Annotated in this window: 15 protein-coding genes; 9 read left to right on the top strand and 6 right to left on the bottom strand. The window is 42.3% G+C overall.

Going from position 1 to position 18,357, the window contains the following annotated elements:
- Positions 1–30 precede the first annotated feature (30 nt).
- From K7A41_RS13235 to K7A41_RS13245, 3 genes are all read right to left on the bottom strand, one after another.
- On the bottom strand, positions 31–2,301 hold the full coding sequence (locus K7A41_RS13235) for a transglycosylase domain-containing protein (protein WP_265714053.1): 2,271 nt from the start codon (positions 2,299–2,301) through the stop codon (positions 31–33).
- Between the two features lie 350 nt (positions 2,302–2,651).
- Positions 2,652–3,131, bottom strand: coding sequence for a 2-C-methyl-D-erythritol 2,4-cyclodiphosphate synthase (ispF, locus tag K7A41_RS13240; protein WP_265714054.1), 480 nt, complete (start codon positions 3,129–3,131; stop codon positions 2,652–2,654).
- A 262-nt stretch (positions 3,132–3,393) separates the two neighbouring features.
- Positions 3,394–4,212, bottom strand: coding sequence for a glycogen/starch synthase (locus K7A41_RS13245; protein WP_265714055.1), 819 nt, complete (start codon positions 4,210–4,212; stop codon positions 3,394–3,396).
- 148 nt (positions 4,213–4,360) lie between these two features.
- Between K7A41_RS13245 and panC the strand changes: the two genes are divergently transcribed.
- From panC to K7A41_RS13290, 9 genes are all read left to right on the top strand, one after another.
- Positions 4,361–5,209, top strand: a complete 849-nt coding sequence (gene panC / locus K7A41_RS13250; protein WP_265714056.1) for a pantoate--beta-alanine ligase — start codon at positions 4,361–4,363, stop codon at positions 5,207–5,209.
- Positions 5,210–5,254: 45 nt separating this feature from the next.
- Positions 5,255–5,605, top strand: a complete 351-nt coding sequence (gene panD / locus K7A41_RS13255; RefSeq protein ID WP_028072029.1) for an aspartate 1-decarboxylase — start codon at positions 5,255–5,257, stop codon at positions 5,603–5,605.
- Positions 5,606–5,696: 91 nt separating this feature from the next.
- Positions 5,697–6,059: a hypothetical protein gene (locus K7A41_RS13260; RefSeq protein WP_265714057.1), complete on the top strand. Its 363-nt coding sequence runs from the start codon at positions 5,697–5,699 to the stop codon at positions 6,057–6,059.
- A gap of 371 nt (positions 6,060–6,430) precedes the next feature.
- Positions 6,431–8,767, top strand: a complete 2,337-nt coding sequence (locus K7A41_RS13265; RefSeq protein ID WP_265714058.1) for a TonB-dependent receptor plug domain-containing protein — start codon at positions 6,431–6,433, stop codon at positions 8,765–8,767.
- Positions 8,768–8,779: 12 nt separating this feature from the next.
- A complete protein-coding gene (locus K7A41_RS13270; protein WP_265714059.1) occupies positions 8,780–9,247 on the top strand; it encodes a DUF255 domain-containing protein in 468 nt (155 codons plus the stop codon).
- 75 nt (positions 9,248–9,322) lie between these two features.
- The gene (locus tag K7A41_RS13275) at positions 9,323–9,994 is read left to right on the top strand and encodes an FKBP-type peptidyl-prolyl cis-trans isomerase (RefSeq protein WP_265714060.1); all 672 of its coding nucleotides are present in this window, start codon (positions 9,323–9,325) and stop codon (positions 9,992–9,994) included.
- A 211-nt stretch (positions 9,995–10,205) separates the two neighbouring features.
- Positions 10,206–10,805, top strand: coding sequence for an FKBP-type peptidyl-prolyl cis-trans isomerase (locus tag K7A41_RS13280; RefSeq protein WP_265714061.1), 600 nt, complete (start codon positions 10,206–10,208; stop codon positions 10,803–10,805).
- A 442-nt stretch (positions 10,806–11,247) separates the two neighbouring features.
- Positions 11,248–12,891, top strand: a complete 1,644-nt coding sequence (locus tag K7A41_RS13285) for an NAD+ synthase (RefSeq protein WP_265714062.1) — start codon at positions 11,248–11,250, stop codon at positions 12,889–12,891.
- Between the two features lie 188 nt (positions 12,892–13,079).
- On the top strand, positions 13,080–13,649 hold the full coding sequence (locus tag K7A41_RS13290) for a DUF4136 domain-containing protein (RefSeq protein ID WP_028072022.1): 570 nt from the start codon (positions 13,080–13,082) through the stop codon (positions 13,647–13,649).
- 99 nt (positions 13,650–13,748) lie between these two features.
- On the opposite strand, the gene K7A41_RS13295 is transcribed toward K7A41_RS13290, so the two are convergent.
- From K7A41_RS13295 to K7A41_RS13305, 3 genes are all read right to left on the bottom strand, one after another.
- Positions 13,749–14,786: a GntR family transcriptional regulator gene (locus tag K7A41_RS13295; RefSeq protein ID WP_028072021.1), complete on the bottom strand. Its 1,038-nt coding sequence runs from the start codon at positions 14,784–14,786 to the stop codon at positions 13,749–13,751.
- A 71-nt stretch (positions 14,787–14,857) separates the two neighbouring features.
- Positions 14,858–16,015 (bottom strand): glycoside hydrolase family 88/105 protein, encoded by a 1,158-nt coding sequence (locus K7A41_RS13300; RefSeq protein ID WP_265714063.1) that lies wholly within the window; start codon positions 16,013–16,015, stop codon positions 14,858–14,860.
- Between the two features lie 706 nt (positions 16,016–16,721).
- On the bottom strand, positions 16,722–18,350 hold the full coding sequence (locus K7A41_RS13305) for a RagB/SusD family nutrient uptake outer membrane protein (RefSeq protein WP_265714064.1): 1,629 nt from the start codon (positions 18,348–18,350) through the stop codon (positions 16,722–16,724).
- Between the last annotated feature and the right edge of the window lie 7 nt (positions 18,351–18,357).

Below are 18,357 nucleotides of genomic sequence, written 5' to 3' on the forward strand. Positions count from 1 at the left end.
CCAATACTCACTCCTCAATACTCACTATGATTAAAACCCTAACCGATCATCTTTTAATTTAGCGTCATCACGTATACTGGAGTCGGTCGATCCATCTTCTACATCAGAACCACCCCCGCCCCAGTACTGGTTACAGTCAATAACGCGCGTCAGTCCTCCTTGTGGTTGTTCAAAGTCCCCTTTGGTGTATTTTAAGTTCGAATCTTTATACACCCGTTGCATGAAGTAGGCAAAGACAGGCATAGCAGCAGCTGCCCCCTGTCCATATTCCATCCTGTCAAAGCTGATTTCGCGATCTTCAGCTCCTGTCCATACCCCCGTGACCAATTCGGGAGTAACACCTATAAACCAAGCATCGGCATTACCGTTGGTGGTACCGGTTTTACCTCCGATAGGGTTGGTCAGCTTGTATTTCCATTGGATACGACGTGCTGTTCCCTGCGAAACAACTTTCTTCAGCATGTCCACGATAATATATGCCGACTCACTGTTCAGTGCTTTAACCACTTTAGGCGCTTTATCGTAAATGGGAGTACCATTTTTATCTTCAATACGCAGAATGGCCGTCGGTTCGATCCAGGTTCCGTGATTCACAAATGCCGAATATGCTCCTACCATGTCAAAGACGGATGCCTCATAAGCTCCCAGCGAGATAGAAGGATAATTGGGCACGTCGCTGGTGATTCCCATACGTTTGGTAAGTGCTGCCACCTCTGCTGCCCCGACCTCATGGATCAAGTATGCTGTGGCATAGTTTTGCGAGTATGCAAGCGCTTTGGCCAAGGTTATTGGGTTTCCGCCTTGTGCATTTCCCCTTGGAGTCCAGCCATTGTATGTCTGCTGGTAGTTTGGAATGCTATAACAAGGTGAGTAACCATTGTCTATCGCTACCGCATAAGTAAAAGGTTTGGCCGTGGAACCCACCTGACGGGTTCCCATCTTCACCTGGTCATATTTAAAATGCTCAAAGTCAATACCGCCCACCCAGGCTTTGATATGGCCGGTTTTGGGCTCCATGGACATCATGGCGTTGCGTAGCATCAATTTGTTGTACTTGATCGAATCCATTGGCGTCATCAGGGTGTCGACACTTCCTCTCCAAGTGAAGATATTCATCGGAACTTTAACATTGAAAGCCTTTTTGATCTGATCCTCACTCCAACCTTCTTCCTTCAAGATCCGGTAACGGTCAGAACGTTTCATACCGCTGACCAACAGCTTTGATTTATCGCCTTTGAAAGGATCGCGGTTTTTCCATTGCGCTGCAAATTTAGATTGCAGCTGCTTCATCCATTCTTTCTGCGCATCTTCCGCGTATTGCTGCATGGACATATTGATGGTCGTATAGATCTTCAGTCCGTCACGGTCTAGATCGTAGGGTGTACCGTCCGGTCTGGTAATGGACAGTTTGGCAAACTCCTTCTTAATCTCGTCCTTCAGCACCGCTCTAAAATAAGGCGCTAGACCTTCACCGTAGTTGGCTATCTTCAGTTCCAATCCAAGCGGTTTTTCCTTTGCTTTGGCAGCTTCCTCCGCTGAAATGAAGTTGGCGGCCACCATGTTGTTCAGGACAGTATTGCGGCGCATTCTTGACCGCTCGGGATATCTCACCGGCGAGTAGGCTCCCGGACCTTTCAACATACCCACCAATAAAGCTGCCTGATCTGCCGTCAGCTTATCCGGAGTGGTATTGAAATACGTTCTTGCCGCAGATTTAATCCCATAGGTGTTGTAAGCACCAAAATCAACCGTATTAAAATACATGGTGATAATTTCATCTTTGGTATAATTTCTTTCCAGCCGGACTGCAGTGATCCATTCCTGAAATTTTTGGATCACCCGTTTTAAAAAGTTTCTTTGACGGCCGTCGGAAAAAAGGTTCAGCGCCAACTGCTGGGTAATGGTACTTCCCCCCTGTTTGTTGCCCGTCAACGTATGGAAAATCACCGTAATGGTCCGCGAATAATCGATACCGGAGTGGTCATAAAAGCGTTTATCCTCAGTAGATACCAATGCTTTGACCAAATAGGGAGAAAGCTCGCTATATTTGACATTCGATCGATTCTGCACATAGTAGGTCCCCAGTACCTTATGGTCCTCTGTGATGACCTCAGATGCCAGATTACTCTTTGGGTTTTCTAGATCGCTGAATGAAGGTAATTTCCCAAACAGCCCCAGCCGTACACTCAATATGAACAAAAAGCCCAAGGCAACTATGCCGATGACAATCTTCCAAAAATTAAACGTATACCGCTTTATATCGCCTTCAGTAAGCTGATTTTTTTTTGATACTCGCTTCATCTATTTACTTAAGTTTCAGATGTTATTAATAACTCATCTTTGTATATTTTCAATTGCAGTCGAAAAGCCCAGCGTCTGCTATTATGCTGTTGTTTTCTAGACAAAATACGATGCGTTATGATCCATTTTTCCGGTCTATCGAAGTCTTATCGGAGCTTGCATGAACGTTCATTGTTTGTCTTTGTCGGCATTTGTGTTTGTCATATCCAAAGACGGACATTATACTTTTTCCTACAGACTTCGATATGGTTTTATTTCCACGTTATCAGATAACGTGCCAAACAATGCTTTTACCAGAACAAAGGTATTACAATTAAATCAAAAGTCCACATGTTTGCTGGTCTAGTTGTCTATACCCGTTCGATGAGGCAGACTGCATACGCTACGACACCTTCTTTTCGTCCAATAAACCCCATTGTTTCGTTGGTAGTCGCTTTGATTGAAATATCATCGATATCAAGGCCTGTTGCTTCTGCCAGCTTCACTTTCATCTGTGGGATATAAGGCTTGATTTTCGGTGCTTCGAGGCACAACATGGCATCGATATTGCCCAGCCGATAGCCTTTGGCCTGAATCAGAGCCATGCATTCTTTCAATAATATCAGGCTACTGATTCCCTTCCAGCGCATATCGGTATTCGGAAAGTGATAACCGATATCTTCTAAATTGGCTGCTCCTAAGATGGCATCACAAATCGCATGTACCAGCACATCCGCATCCGAATGTCCAAAAGCGCCCGCGTGATGTTCCAACTGAACACCACCAACAATAAATGGATGTCCTTCTCTGATCTGATGGACATCGAATCCAAATCCAACTTTAATTTTCATTACTATCTGGTGTACATAGCCATCGACTTGCGTTGGCTGATTATTTCTTTTAGTTCTATCAAGCCTCTTTGGCTTTGTTTTCCGCGAAGATAACACTTTGTCCACGATATTCGGAATACTCGCCGAGCTGTCGCATGGTAGATCATTGTAGCCACACCACCGTTTGTATGAGAGCCTTTCCTAAAATTAAAGAGGCTATTTCTGGTGAAATAGCCTCTTTAACTTTATTGTGTGTTTGTTTCACTAGGTTATCCTTACCTATTTATGCTTCCACTTCTTCGGGCGCAAATTGATCATATACTTCACCAAAAGCATCGTAGTCCTGATCACCATTAGGTTCAAAAACCTGGATATCTTTGGACCTTGCAAAGTCGACAATCGCTGGATTGACCTGCTGATCGGCTACCACAACCATATCTGTAAAGTGCAGAGCCCCTTTATAGATCGCTTCGTAGCTACCATCGCCATAAACCTTCGCATCTTCGGCCTTAAACGCGCCTTCAGGTGCCATTTCCGCATATTTCGTACCTAATGTACCTTTAAACTCTTCATTAAACAACGAATACATCACCTTAGCATCTTTAAATGTCGGGTCATCTTTGTACGTTGTCTTCACATACGCAGGTACCAAAGCAGAGAACCATCCATGACAGTGTACTACATCTGGCGACCAGCCTAATTTTTTAACAGTTTCCAACGCTCCTTTACAGAAGAACACCGAACGCTCATTATTGTCTGCAAAGAATTCGCCATGCTCATCACTAAAAACTTTTTTACGCTGAAAGTAGTCCTCATTATCCAAGAAATATACCTGCATCCGGGCTGCAGGCAATGAAGCTACCTTAATAATTAGCGGATTATCATTATTATCCACAACAATGTTCAAGCCTGAAAGACGAATTACCTCATGCAATCTATTTCTACGCTCGTTGATATTGCCAAAACGAGGCATCAAGATACGGATTTCAAATCCCTTCTCTTGCATCGCTTGAGGCAGTTGACGTGTAATTTCAGAAATTTTGGTTAATTCGAGGAAAGGCGACATCTCGTGAGTAATAAACAATATCTTCGTTTTTGCCATCTCCAGTTATTTTTATTTATTATTTTCGAACAGTAAAATCGGTCTACAAAGGTACAAAAAAAATACTTACCATGCAATTTACTATCAATCATCGTTTTATATTCCCAAAATAATATGCAACTTTGCCAACAAAAAACTATTTATCATTGTGGAAATTTTCAAAACGAAAGCATCTCTCCAGGTATATCTACAGAAAGCACGCTCATCCCATAAAAAAATCGCCCTGATCCCGACAATGGGCGCGCTACACGAAGGTCATCTCTCCCTGTTGGACTATGCCAGACCGATCAGTGACATCCGGATCTGCACCATCTTTGTAAACCCTACTCAGTTCAATGATCCCAAAGACCTGGAAAAATATCCCCGGCCAATTGAAAACGACATCAAATTGCTCGAATCGGTAGCTTGTGACATTCTGTTCATGCCCGATGTAACAGAAATGTACCCTGACAGCAATGAACAATGGCATCTTGACCTCGGCGAACTGGACCAGATCTGGGAAGGAGAAAAACGTCCCGGCCATTTTCAGGGAGTCACGCAGGTGGTGTACAAATTATTCACACTTGTACAGCCCGATATCGCCTGTTTTGGTCAGAAAGACTTTCAGCAAGTCATGGTCATCAAACGGATGATCGAAATCAAACATCTACCGGTGCAGCTGGCCATTTGCCCGACTGTCCGGGATAAAAATGGTTTGGCGCTAAGCTCCCGTAATATGCGCTTGAGTGAAACTGGAAAGACAACCGCCCTCGCGCTTTCCCGCGCGCTGCAATATGTTAAAGACCATGTCAAGGATCAGACAGACCTCAAAGACATTAAGGCACAAGCCTTAGCAATTCTAACTTCAACACCTGGCATTACGGTCGAATACTTTGCTATCTGTGAAAGCTCTTCTTTAAAAGAAGTCAATCAGATTGATTTTAGCAAGCAACATGTAGTTCTCGTTACAGCCTGGGTAGAGGGGGTACGGCTAATCGATAATATGATTGTAGAATGATGAAAGGCCCACTATAAAATACCAAAAAAGCTTTACCTTTGCGCCATGGTTATAGAAGTAATGAAATCCAAGATTCACCGCGTGAAGGTCACCCAAGCGGAATTGAATTATGTGGGTAGTATCACAATAGATGAAGATTTGATGGATGCCGCAAATATCATCGCCAATGAAAAGGTTCAGATTGTGAACAATAACAACGGCGCCCGTCTGGAAACGTATGTGATCCCCGGACAACGTGGGTCGGGAATCATCTGCCTCAATGGAGCAGCAGCGCGCCTGGTTCAAGTCGGCGATATCGTTATCATCATTTCCTACGCTACAATGGATTTTGAGGAGGCCAAGCAATTTAAGCCCTCCGTTGTATTTCCGGACGACAACAACCACTTAATTAGATAATATTCAGTATTGAATTTTTTTATTTTTAATTTTAACTTCGTTAAGTTATATCGTATTTTTGAAGCGTTACATGCAAAGTAACGCTTTTTTTATGCAGTCCAAAGCAACAGGAAATATTCGTCAGTTTATTGCATCATTCCAATTGGTATTGATGTCCCTGATTATCATTTCAGGTGTTGTCTTTATGCACAAGGAAGTAAAATCCACCGGTGAAATTGTCATGCACACTCACCCTTACGATTTTACAAAGAAAGAAAAGCCCCAAGAAACCGACGATCAGATCGACTATCTGAACGTTATTTACCAAAATACATACGTTCAGACAGAATTTACCGTTCTGGAACTTCCCATCCCAAGGGAAATCCCTAAGACGGATTATCGTACGATCTGTCCGGATGTGTTCGGTATCACAATCGACCACTATTACCTGAGAGGCCCACCCTGCGTCGCTTAACCAGCATTTTACTTTATATTAACCAGCCTACTGACTTTCATTACGGACAGTGAGCAAGACATGTTTTCACGCGATTAAAACCAAGTGGCATTCAAACATTGTATGCTAATAGAGTCTATATAGGGTCTGGCTTTATTTACATTAATATGTGTTCTTCCGGTCAACGCTAAGATAACAGCTTTGGAAAGACTGCCCATGATCAGGTTGCAACAGCAGGTCTTATGGACCTTCGGAATGGCATATCCGCCTTCTTATCTGATCGTTAGGCAGGTACTGACTATGCTTCTGAAAAAGCACATGCAGGATTGTAGCTATTATTCGAGTGACCGAAGATCGGCATCTATTATTTTAATATACATCACAACACAACTATGTTAAAGCAATACACGTTACTCGCTAGCTTACTGGCTGGTACATCCACAATATATGCACAAACACCCCTAGAAGGCCATCTATTCAACAGAAGTCGTGAGCCCATTCCATCGGGCACTGTGACGGTCAAAAATAGCAAATCCGTCACGTCATCAGATACCGCGGGACACTTTAAATTTAATGCGATTACAGGCGCGAAAATCACGTTAAACATCTCGGCGGTAGGTTACCGGTCATTGACGAAGGTCATTGCCATGGACACCATAAAATCACCGGTACAGATCCAGTTGGAAGAAGACAACCTGAACCTGGATGAGGTCGTCGTTTCGGCTACCCGCTACGGTGTCAAACGTAAAGACGCCCCTGTGGTGGTAAACGTGATCGGTCCTAAGCTATTCAACGCGACACAGTCTGTCGCCATGTCCGAAACCTTGAACTACCAGCCCGGTGTACGGGTGGAAAACAACTGTCAGAACTGCGGATTTTCACAAGTGCGGCTAAATGGCCTGGAAGGTCCTTATTCACAGATTCTGATCAATAGCAGAGCTGTGTTCTCGGCCTTGAATAGTGTATACGGCTTAGATCAAATACCGACCAGCATGATTGACCGGATTGAAGTGGTTCGAAGCGGTGGCTCGGCCCTGTTCGGTGCCAACGCTATTGCGGGAACCATCAATATCATCACCAAAGATCCTGTCGAGAATGACTGGCAGGTAAAATCCACCAACTCCCTGATCGACGGAAAAAGCTGGGACAACACCGTGGACTTCAACACCTCACTGGTGGCGGAGGACCTCAAAACCGGCGCCACATTTTATGGTATGCACCGTAATAGGCAATCCTATGACGCCAATGGAGATGGCTTCTCAGAGATTACCAAACTGCGTAACACGACTTTTGGTACCAAAGTATTCTATAAACCCAGTGATCTGGATAAAATCACAGTTGATTTTAGCACAGTCAACGAGTTCCGCCGGGGCGGTGATCAGCTGGACAAAGTCCCCCACCTTACGCAGATTACCGAACAGTTACAGACTAGTTCTGTCGTAGGTGGTATCACCTATGATCATTATTCCGAAGATTATAAGCATAAACTGTCCGCATATGGATCTGTACAGAAGACCGTGCGCGACAGTTATTACGGCGGACTAGGCGGTGGCACAACGTTGGCAGACAGCACCCTGGCTTCAAATGCTTATGGTAAAACGGACGACATAGCCCTTGTTGCTGGAAGCCAGTACACGTATAATTTCGAACGGGACGTATTCACAGCAGGCATCGAGTTTTCCTACAACGACACACAGGATGAAATCGCTGGCTACAACAGAACCATCGACCAGCGGAGCAAAGGGCTGGGCAGCTATGCTCAATACGAGTGGAAGCCCTTCGCGACATTAAAGACCTTGATCGGTGCCCGCTATGACTATACCTACGTCGATGGTAAATATAGTCTGGCAGGAATAAACCGCAATTCAGATCAACGCTTTGGAACATTCAGTCCACGCCTGACCATACTCTACGACATCAGCAAAGATCTGCAGTTCAGAGGAGGTTATGCCCGCGGCTTCCGTGCTCCACAGGCATTTAACGAAGATATGCACGTCACCTCCATCGGCGGTAACCAGGTATTTGTGCTGATTGGGGAAAACCTGAAAACAGAATACTCCAACGCTTATACCGGATCTTTCAGTTACAACAAAAACTTCGGAAATGTACAGACCAGTATGCTGGTCGAGGGTTTCTATACCGATCTCAACAACCAATTTGTGAGTGTCATGGCTTCAGAGAAAGACGGCCTGATTATTCAGGAAATGCAGAACGGCGAAGGCGCATGCGTATATGGCTCGAATATCGAAATCAATGTGGCTCCCTCGTCCTGGATCTCCTTTCAGGCTGGCGGTACCGTACAACGCTCGCGTTATAAGCGCGAGCAACTTATCTATGAAGGCAAAACAGAATCCCAGGATATCTGGACTAAGAAATATGTCCGCACCCCCAATATCTATGGCTATATGAACAGCAATCTTAAAGCCACCAAACGCCTGGCAGTGGATCTCACCGGAGTATATACCGGTAAAATGATCGTCCCACATATCCAGGATGACATCATGACGCTCAAAGACGCGCGTGATTTTGTTGAACTGAATCTGCGTCTCGGGTATACCATGCCCATACACAAGCATTTCAGTATCGAGATCTTTGGCGGCGTGCAGAACATGTTCAACGCTTTTCAAAAGGATTTTGACAAAGGCCCATTACGCGACTCCGATTACATATACGGACCTACGCGCCCGCGTACCTTTACATTCGGCCTTCGGGTAGGCCACTTTCATTAAATAACAATTGCTATGAAACATACGTGGAAAGGCAGCTTCCTGCTGATCATGTTGTTTTATCCGCTCCTGCACTTTGGTCAGGAGCGGATAAATTGGGTCAGCTTTGAACAGCTGGACTCTTTAATGGCTGTTGCACCACGCGAGACTCTTCTTTTTATACATACAGACTGGTGTAGTTACTGCAGGAAAATGGAGCAGGAGGTATTTACAAAAACAGAGATCGTATCGCGTATCAATAGCTTGTACTATGCCGTAAAGCTCGACGCGGAATCCACACAGCATATCACTTTTGATCAGAGTATCTGGAAGCCGACATGGAATAGGAAAAGAAAAGGACAATATCATCCCCTAGCATTACAATTATTACACGGGCGAAAGATGGTCTTTCCCAGCTTATTTCGGTTTGACCGCGACTTCCGTTTAAAATGTTTACAACAAAAATACCTGAATTCAAAACAGTTGAATGATTTTTTAGAATAATTTAACATATTTGTGTAGCGAAACCAATGACCGATGCGTTTGAGTATTTATAATTAATACACACTTTAAGAAATTATGAAAAATATCACGAAATTTTTGATGGCGTTTTTGTGCCTGGGGATGATTTTCTCAGCTTGTAACAAAGACGATTTTGACTGGGACGCTTTTTACAAGGAACAGGCTGAAAAACAACGTATTCAGGATTCCATTAATAAAAAAAGAGTCGAAGAACAGTATCCGACGATCAAGAAATATGTCGCTGACAACCAACTTCAAAATGTGCAATATATAGATTCTTTGGGCATCGCATATCAGATCTTGGCTACGGGAGATGAGAGTTCATATACTTATTCATTCAATAGCAATGGACAAATCGTTGCACCAAATGTAACAGTTGAATATATTGGTAAGTATGTGCAGACAGGTTCACAATATAAACCCGAAGGAACTGTATTTGAAAAGACCGAAGAGGGAAAAACGGAGACTAAGAATCTAGCGTCACGTCCGGTAGTATGGCACAGAGCATTTTTACCACAGAAAATAAAGTACGGTCAGCAAGAAATTGCTGTAGGGGGTATTACAACCACTGGCATGAAAAAAGGCTCTAAAATTCGCATCATAACACCTTCTCCTTGGGGATATGGCGATAGCGATCAAAAAGCTGAATCGACTGGCAACACAATCCCTGGCAAGTCTATTTTAGATTATACTATCGATGTAAAAGATATTAAAAATATTACAAATTAACTCTTTATAGCTTGTTAAAAACAAAAACCATTTTCTAACCGAGGATGGTTTTTTGTTTTTAACCTTGTATGATCAAAGATCATCAGAAAATAAAAAATAAGCATACGCAATACAATTGTCTGAGATTATTATAAATCATAATACTATGTAATCAAAGATTCTGTATATCTTTAGCGATGTCTAGGACAACATTTTGATTATTATCAACACAATGAAAAAGTTTATTACACCATTACTTTTAGGAATTGCAGCGATCGCATTTTTTATTACGAGCTGCAACAAAAGCGAGGACGCTCCAATCTTTGATGAGGCTGCTCAATTTAAAGCCGATTCTATTCTACTCAAGGATTATGTAGCCAGTAAGTATCCGGATGCTCAATATGACTCAGAAAAAGGCATCTGGTATGAAATTTTAGTCCAGGGAGAAGGCAATTACGTATATAAGATTGTAGATACACTGAACGCAAAGCTCCTTAAATTTAGGCCTACCGTAAAATACACAGGTAGATTATTAAATGGAAGCATCTTTGACCAAACCGAAGCTGATAAAACCGCTACGTTTGAAATCTTGACCAACACAGGTTATTATTACCCCTTTGACAGTACAATTATTCCTGCATGGACATTTGCGTTTGCACCAAACAAGATCGGCGACATGAAGATGGGTGGGCTAACTGAGAAAGGACTTCAGAAAGGAGCCAAGATACATATTATGGTCCCCTCACGATGGGGTTACGGAAATCGTTCAAATGGAAAGATACCAGCAAATTCTCCCTTGGATTTCGTTATTGAAGTCGTCGATATCAAATAATTTGCGTTCTCTTTATAAGAATATTTAGTAAAAACAACGCTCCTAAAGCCATACACTTTAGGAGCGTTGTCAAATAAAAAAGCTCGAAGTGGGGAACTCCGAGCTTTACCTAACCAATTATTAACCTAAATTATGAAAAGACCTTTATTTCTTACTTTATCTATTTCTTCTGTTTTGATAGATCAAAGATAGCACAGATTCCGCCCGCTGTCAAGAAATTTAACAGCATTTAACGTTGTTAAAATTATGTTAAAACATTTTAGCAACATCCATGTTACAATTAGAGGAGCAAGGCACAGGATGGTATTTAACCATAACGAAACGGATAACATCGCGTTCTCAAAAGTCACAATTATAGGCCAGAAAAGCTAGAATAAAAGAAATACTTTCGACAAAAAGAAATAAATTTGTGATTAGATCCCGATGACTAATATACATATACATGAAAATAGCTTTAGCACAATTAAATTACCACATTGGCAATTTTGAAGCAAATACCGCAAACATCATACATGCTATCGAACAGGCCAGATCAGCAGCCGCCGATCTGATCATATTTGCCGAACTGGCGATCGGCGGATATCCTGCCAAGGATCTCTTAAGAAGTAAGGTATTTAGACGTCAATGTGATGAAGCTATCCAGCACATCGCCAGCCACTGTCAGGATATAGCCTGCATCATTGGTGCTCCCGTTAAAAATAGCGATCCTGAAGGTAAGGAACTGTACAATACTGCCATTTTTATTGAAGATGGTGCCGTCCGAAATATTGTTAAAAAGGGGCTTCTCCCAGACTACGATGTTTTTGATGAATATCGCTACTTCGAGCCAAACAAGCGCTTCCACTGTATCGAACTGAAAGGCGTAAAGATTGCGTTGACTGTTTGCGAGGACCTTTGGGATGACGATGAGGGCGGCAATTCCTATGTTGGCAATCCCATGGCCGAACTACAGCAGGAAAACCCCGATCTGCTGATCAATATTGCGGCCTCCCCATTTTCCTATACACATTTTGATAAACGGGTGACAGTACTCGCGCAACAGGTTAAAAAGTCTAAACGGCCCCTGATTTATGTTAATCAGGTGGGGGCACATATGGATATTATTTTTGATGGCCGCTCAATGGCCCTGAATAACGAAGGAGGAAAAATAGCTGAACTAAAACGATTTGAAGAAGATCTTCAATACGTCACTTATCATCAGCGCAATATTACGTCGACAACAGCTTCGGTCAAGGATGCGGTATCCGATATTGCACTGATCCATGATGCCCTGATTTTGGGACTTCGGGATTATTTTCAAAAATCCGGATTCAGACGAGCCGTGCTGGGATTGTCGGGAGGGCTGGATTCTGCCTTGGTCGCTGCACTGGCCTGTGAAGCCCTTGGTGCGGACAACGTCCTGGCCGTTCTGATGCCCTCCGTATATTCTTCGGATCATTCGATCAAAGATGCGCTGGATCTGGTTAATAATACAGGCTGCCAACATCATATTGTCCCTATCAAAGCTATTGCAGCGGCATACGAAGACAGCCTGTCTCCTCTTTTTGAGGGGCTGAAGCCTGACACAACGGAAGAAAATATTCAGGCCCGTGCTAGGGCTGTGATCCTGATGGCCATCTCCAACAAGTTTGGCCATATTCTGCTCAATACATCGAATAAAAGCGAAGCCGCCGTGGGATACGGCACCCTTTACGGCGATATGGCCGGTTCCATTGCTGTCATTGGCGATGTTTACAAATCCAAGGCCTACGAATTAGCCCGTTATATCAACCGGGAACGTATCATCATCCCCGTCAATACGATTGAAAAAGCACCTTCGGCGGAATTGCGTCCCGACCAAAAGGACTCGGACTCGCTGCCCGAATATGAATTGCTCGACAGCATCTTATTTGAATTGATTGAAAATGAGAAGACAGGATCAGAAGTTGTAGCAATGGGATTTGAAAAATCGTTAGTAGAAAGAGTAAGCAAGCTTGTTAATAATGCGGAGTTTAAGCGCTTTCAGGCGCCCCCAATTCTGCGAGTTAGCCCAAAAGCATTTGGTACGGGAAGACAAATCCCCTTAGTGGCAAAATATCCGTATTAATTTTACAATAGAGGTTAAACCATGTGTGCTGTTTTTTGTCTAATATTAATAAATTTAAAATGCAGTCCCTACGCTATGAAGTTATAAAGGGATAATGCCATAACAAGCTGCTGGGCTCGTACAATCTTAGCGGCGAAAAAATACGAACAAAAAATTAGTTAAATAAAATATTAAGTTCCATATAGGCCATGAAGAAGATTCTTTTATTTTTGGTGCTCTGCGTTGCACTGGCATCATGTTCATCTTACCAATACAATACTACGCGGGTAGAAAAGATGGATTTTACACCGTTCAAAACGTATGCCTGGTTACCTCCTGTTGACTCGCTTTCAAAATCCTATTTTGACAATGATATTGCCAAAACGAATATTTTGGATGCGGCCAACGCTGCTTTAGAGGCGAAGGGACTTCAGTATACAAAAGATAATCCGGACCTTCTATTCCGTTACATTGCTATTGTCAACAACAAAAGCCGTCTTGTATACGGAAGTGCATATTACGGATGGGGCGGCCCCTGGGGTTGGTACCGGCCATGGTTTTCACCTTATTTTTATGGCGGCGGATATTACCCTGTGGCAAAAGAACGCTACCGCTATGGCCACCTGATCATCGAAGCCATAGACCGCAAGACCAATTCCGTGATCTGGCAGGCCCGTGGCTCGGGAGATGTTGATAACCCAGAAAAAGCCATCAATAACATCAGTAAAGTAGCAACCGGCGTGATTGATCTTTTCCCTGTAAAAACATTAAAGAAATAAATTCAGCTAAGAAAGTAAGATTCTCGGATAGCCGATAATCTTATTGCTATAGATCAAAAAAAGACTGGTTGTGATGCAACCAGTCTTTTTCTATTAGAATCAGACTGAAGGTCTTAACTTTAGGTAGAATGGTACCTCGACCCGTTCTTTCGATTTGTTCATAATCAATTCTGCAGCTAGCCTCCCCATCATCTCAAAATCAGTAGATATCGTCGTAATACCATTTAATATGAATTTCTTCAAGGGGGTTTCATTGTAGGAGATGATCCCTACATCCTTGCCGATGACCAATTTATTTTGAATCACCTTATTCAGCAGCTTCACCAGATCGTCTTCAATAATATTGATATAACAGGTGCCTTTCTCCACTTTTTCCTCATCGATGTCCGATACTAACTCATGTTCAAAAGCAAATTGCTGGCAAAACTTATAAAAGCCTTTGATAATAGCTTTTGGGAAATCACTATAGTCGGGAAATACCAGTTTTAAGCTTTTATACTTACTCAGCACCTCGTTTGCCTCCTCCAGAGCATTGTAAATATCCCGTTCATAATTTTCATATACTGCTGGAAAATCGCCGGGCACATCCTCGATAAATTTACCCAATAGCATCAATTTTTCTGCTGGGATCTTGCGGATGATGTCCGGAGCTTTATCCCTTCCTTCTTTAAAATGTGGAAACAGCACGTAGTAATCATAAGTTTTGGTCAGGCTGCCCAAAAGGTTATTCAGATATGATAGATCCGAATTATAAACAAAAAGATCCAGGTTGGCAAAATCACCCAGTTCCCTCGCAAAAGAGTCGTAAACTATTTTTTTATGGGCACTCAGTTTGTTGAGGAAAAGCGCAATCTTAAGTTTTGACTGGACGTCGGTCTTATTCACATAATAGCCCTTCCCCGGATTTGAAGCAATAATCTCATTTTTCTTTAGATAACGGTAAGCCTTTTCGACCGTATCGCGGGATATCTCAAGGTATGCACTCAGTTCGTTAATGGAGGGCAGCATGTCATTCCGAACCAATGTTTCATTTTTTACAGCATCAATAATTGTATTTGCCAGCTGCAAATACTTTGGAGTAGCAGAGAAGTCACTAATTTCCAGGGTTTTTAAAAATTGATTTACGGAACTGGTCATTGTTAGATTTTAATAATTATAAAATTAATGATTTGTTTATAAATATTTAAATAAAAGACCTGAATCCTCCATCAAAAACCCGCTTCTATACAGCCCATGATAAATGGACCGGTTGCCTTGGTATCATTCTTCCGGACCCGCTCACCGACATAGTAGTCATAGCTACCATCACGGTAGGGACTTCCGCCCAATCCAGCCACAGCGTTACATTGGATCAATGACCAAGCTCCATTTTCACGTTTCAATAATTTTTTTCGAATACCACGATATAATCGATCCACCAGAGTACGGTAGCTCTCCTGCAGATACTTTTTATGGATACCTTTGGCGTAAGCGTATAGCAACATGCTGTTTACCGACGCCTCCTGATAATTTCTCTCGCGCTGCGGCTGGTCAATGACCTGCCACCACAGGCCCTCTTGATCTTGATATCTCGCCAGACTCTCCGCCAGGGACTGCACCAATTGAATTAGCGCAGGTCTTCTTGGATGACGCGCGGGGAGATCATCCAGCACATCAATGACCGCCATATAATACCAGCCGATGCTTCTTCCCCAAAAATTGGGAGACTGCCCCGTCTGCGGATTTGCCCAGGCCTGCTTCTTACTTTCATCCCACGCGTGGTAATATAATCCGGTCGCCGCATCAAAGGTATGTTTGGCCGTAATCAGAATCTCGTCGACAGCCTTATCGTAATAGCGGTCATCGCCAACCATTTTAGCGTACTTTGTCAAAAATGGTGCAGTCATATAAACGCCGTCGAGCCAGACCTGATGGGGGTAAATCAATTTGTGCCAGTAAGCGCCCTCAAGCGTAGTCGGCTGATACTTCAGTTGATGCGCCAATGATTCTATAGCCAGCCTATATTTTTCCTTTTTGGTCTTTTCATAAAGTTCAAATAATATTTTTCCCGGGTTGATATAGTCCACGTTATACGTGCTGAGCTCATATAAGTGGATTTGCCCCTTCTCATTGATTAAGGTATCGGCCCATTTTTCCACATAGTTGAAGTATTTTTCATCTCCTGTCTTTTCGAAAACTTTTAACATGGCAAGACAACCTAAGCCTTGCGCATAACCGAAATAAAGCCGTTTGCCGTGATCCAATTGCCAAGCCTCAGGGAAACGTTTCATCTCCGAATCTGCAAAATGTTGATACATCGATTGTGCTGTCAGCGTAGATACTACTCCCAGTAAGCATAGGAGAACAATTATTTTTTTTAAGACCATATGTTGTCCTGTATGATTAAAATAAATATGTTACAATTATTATAGTACTTATAAAGAGTTAAGACTTTCTGGAGCTAATAGATAATGTCATTAGTTATCTTTTAATACTGGCATATAATTATTATCATGGGTTTACCTAACGAGTAGGTAATAAGCATGTACATCAGTCAGTAATACTAAAAATATTACAAAAAAAAACATTAACCGTCCTGAACTATCTTGATTTCGCATGCTGTCTGAACGATTCCGCGCTGTAAAATATTGATTTCGTCACATGAAACAGTCACTCCGACCAGTGACTCGTTTGTTTTCCCACAGGGAATTTTCATTTACCCTTGTGGAAAAATCGTTCAGACACCCGACTTTTTCATTTCGCCGAGTGGCAGAACGAAAAAGTCATTTAACTAAACAAAGAAGTCGGGGGACTTTTTCAATTAGACCAACGTCAGTGACATTTTCCCATAGGGGGAAATCAAACTTCCACCTGTCGAAATGAATTCGACAGGTGGAAAAATTGAGCAAATACAGCGCAAATTCCCGCAAACAGAGGGCAAAATCGATCGAAAGGAATATGAAACCAAGACTTTTCCTTTCAATCTGACCGGCTCCACAGACTGGATTTCAATGAGCATAATTGATTTCATTCAACCATAGTAATCACCCATCCTGCATTTCAAGCAAACTAAACTGTTAATATATTTCGTAATTACTCCAATGGATACTGAACAAACCAATTTTTTCGATTCAACAAATATTGATGAATCTGATTAGCTTGCCCGGAAGCATATTTTTGTGCGACCACATCGGCTAAAATTGCAGGATCGTTCCAACGATCAGCAATCCTCATCATGGCAAAATATGCCTTTGCTTCTCCTGCACTTTCCATCAAGGTCTCTTTAACAACCAATTTATCAAATGCTTTCTTATACGCATCCATTTTTTCGACAGTTGACAAATCATCTTTGCTAACACCTTCCGGGTAAACAGGCGCAAGATTTACCCGCCGCCTAATCCCCCAGTTTCTGGCAAGACTGACATTCATCACCGCATCATCAAATGGGTACTGCAGATTCCCTGCATGCCTTGATAGATACAGTTCAATACCATCGTTCAACAATGCTTCGGCCTGATCAAACATCCCCAGATTATTCAGTGCCTCAATCATAAAAAAATGTACATCAGCATCTCTGTAAATCACTATATGCACATTGTTCTTATAAATCTCTGAAGGGCTCTCCCGATCTCTCGAAAATTTGCGGATAACCCATTCGCCATTCTGTAGAGAATAGGTGTAATTCTCGCCTCGATATTGGTCACCCAAAGTATGACCATCATATCTAATTTGATCCTGATATCGCTGCATAGCCACTTGGGTTGGCTTTAAATAATATAAGGACGGATTTTGATTCGAAAAAAACTGAATCAATCGATTTGTCTGATTTCTTTCAAAGTCATAAGGAACAATATTAATCAATACCCTTGTCCGTGTTATTGGATCTCTGGTAAATACCTGCACCCACTCTCCATTATAATCGTCATTACTAATCTTAAACTTATTACTTCCATTATCATAAATAAAGCGAATACCAATATCGACCACTTTTGTATACTGCTTTGTCCACAAATACAATTCCATCAACAATGGTTCTGGTGAAGGACAAATCATATTCCAGGTGAGATCCTGTTGATTGGTGTTGACCCCAGGGAACAAAATATTACCCCAGTTTGCAACATACTTGCCATCAACCCCGTCCATACCTACTTCCATCAATGAAACAAGTTTGGGCAATAGTTCATTTAATGAAATTACAGGTATGGATGACAGATTGTCTAGATCAATTTTAGAATTATCAAAATAGGCTACCTGTCCATATAATTTTCCTAGCGTCAAATACGTCCATACTTTAAAACGAATCGTCCCCGAAATTAATGCTTTATAGTGCTCATCTTCCAATGCTTTTGGGTTTGCTTTTCGATAGGTTATGATCTTTTCCAAATAGGCATTGGCGTTGACAATAAGATCATAATACGTACGCGGATTGGCAAAGGTATTGCCCTTCTTTTCTTTATAATTGTACAAATCCCACAAATCCTGTGGTGCATTGGCAGTAGGTTCAAGGAGGTCTGTGCGCAAATCACTTAAAAACACGGTCTGATCAGCCAAGGCCTGCATTTTTGCAGCTACGCCCATATAGCCCGAATACAATTCGTTCTTTTCTTGCCCATATTCCTTGTCCGTCAATATATCATTGGTATTCACTTCAAAGTATTTGGAGCAACTGGTCAAAAACAAGCACAGGACTATTATGCCATGGTGGATATGATAACTTTTCATACTTTTT

The sequence above is a fragment of the Sphingobacterium sp. InxBP1 genome, assembly GCF_026191775.1.
Taxonomy (GTDB): domain Bacteria; phylum Bacteroidota; class Bacteroidia; order Sphingobacteriales; family Sphingobacteriaceae; genus Sphingobacterium; species Sphingobacterium thalpophilum.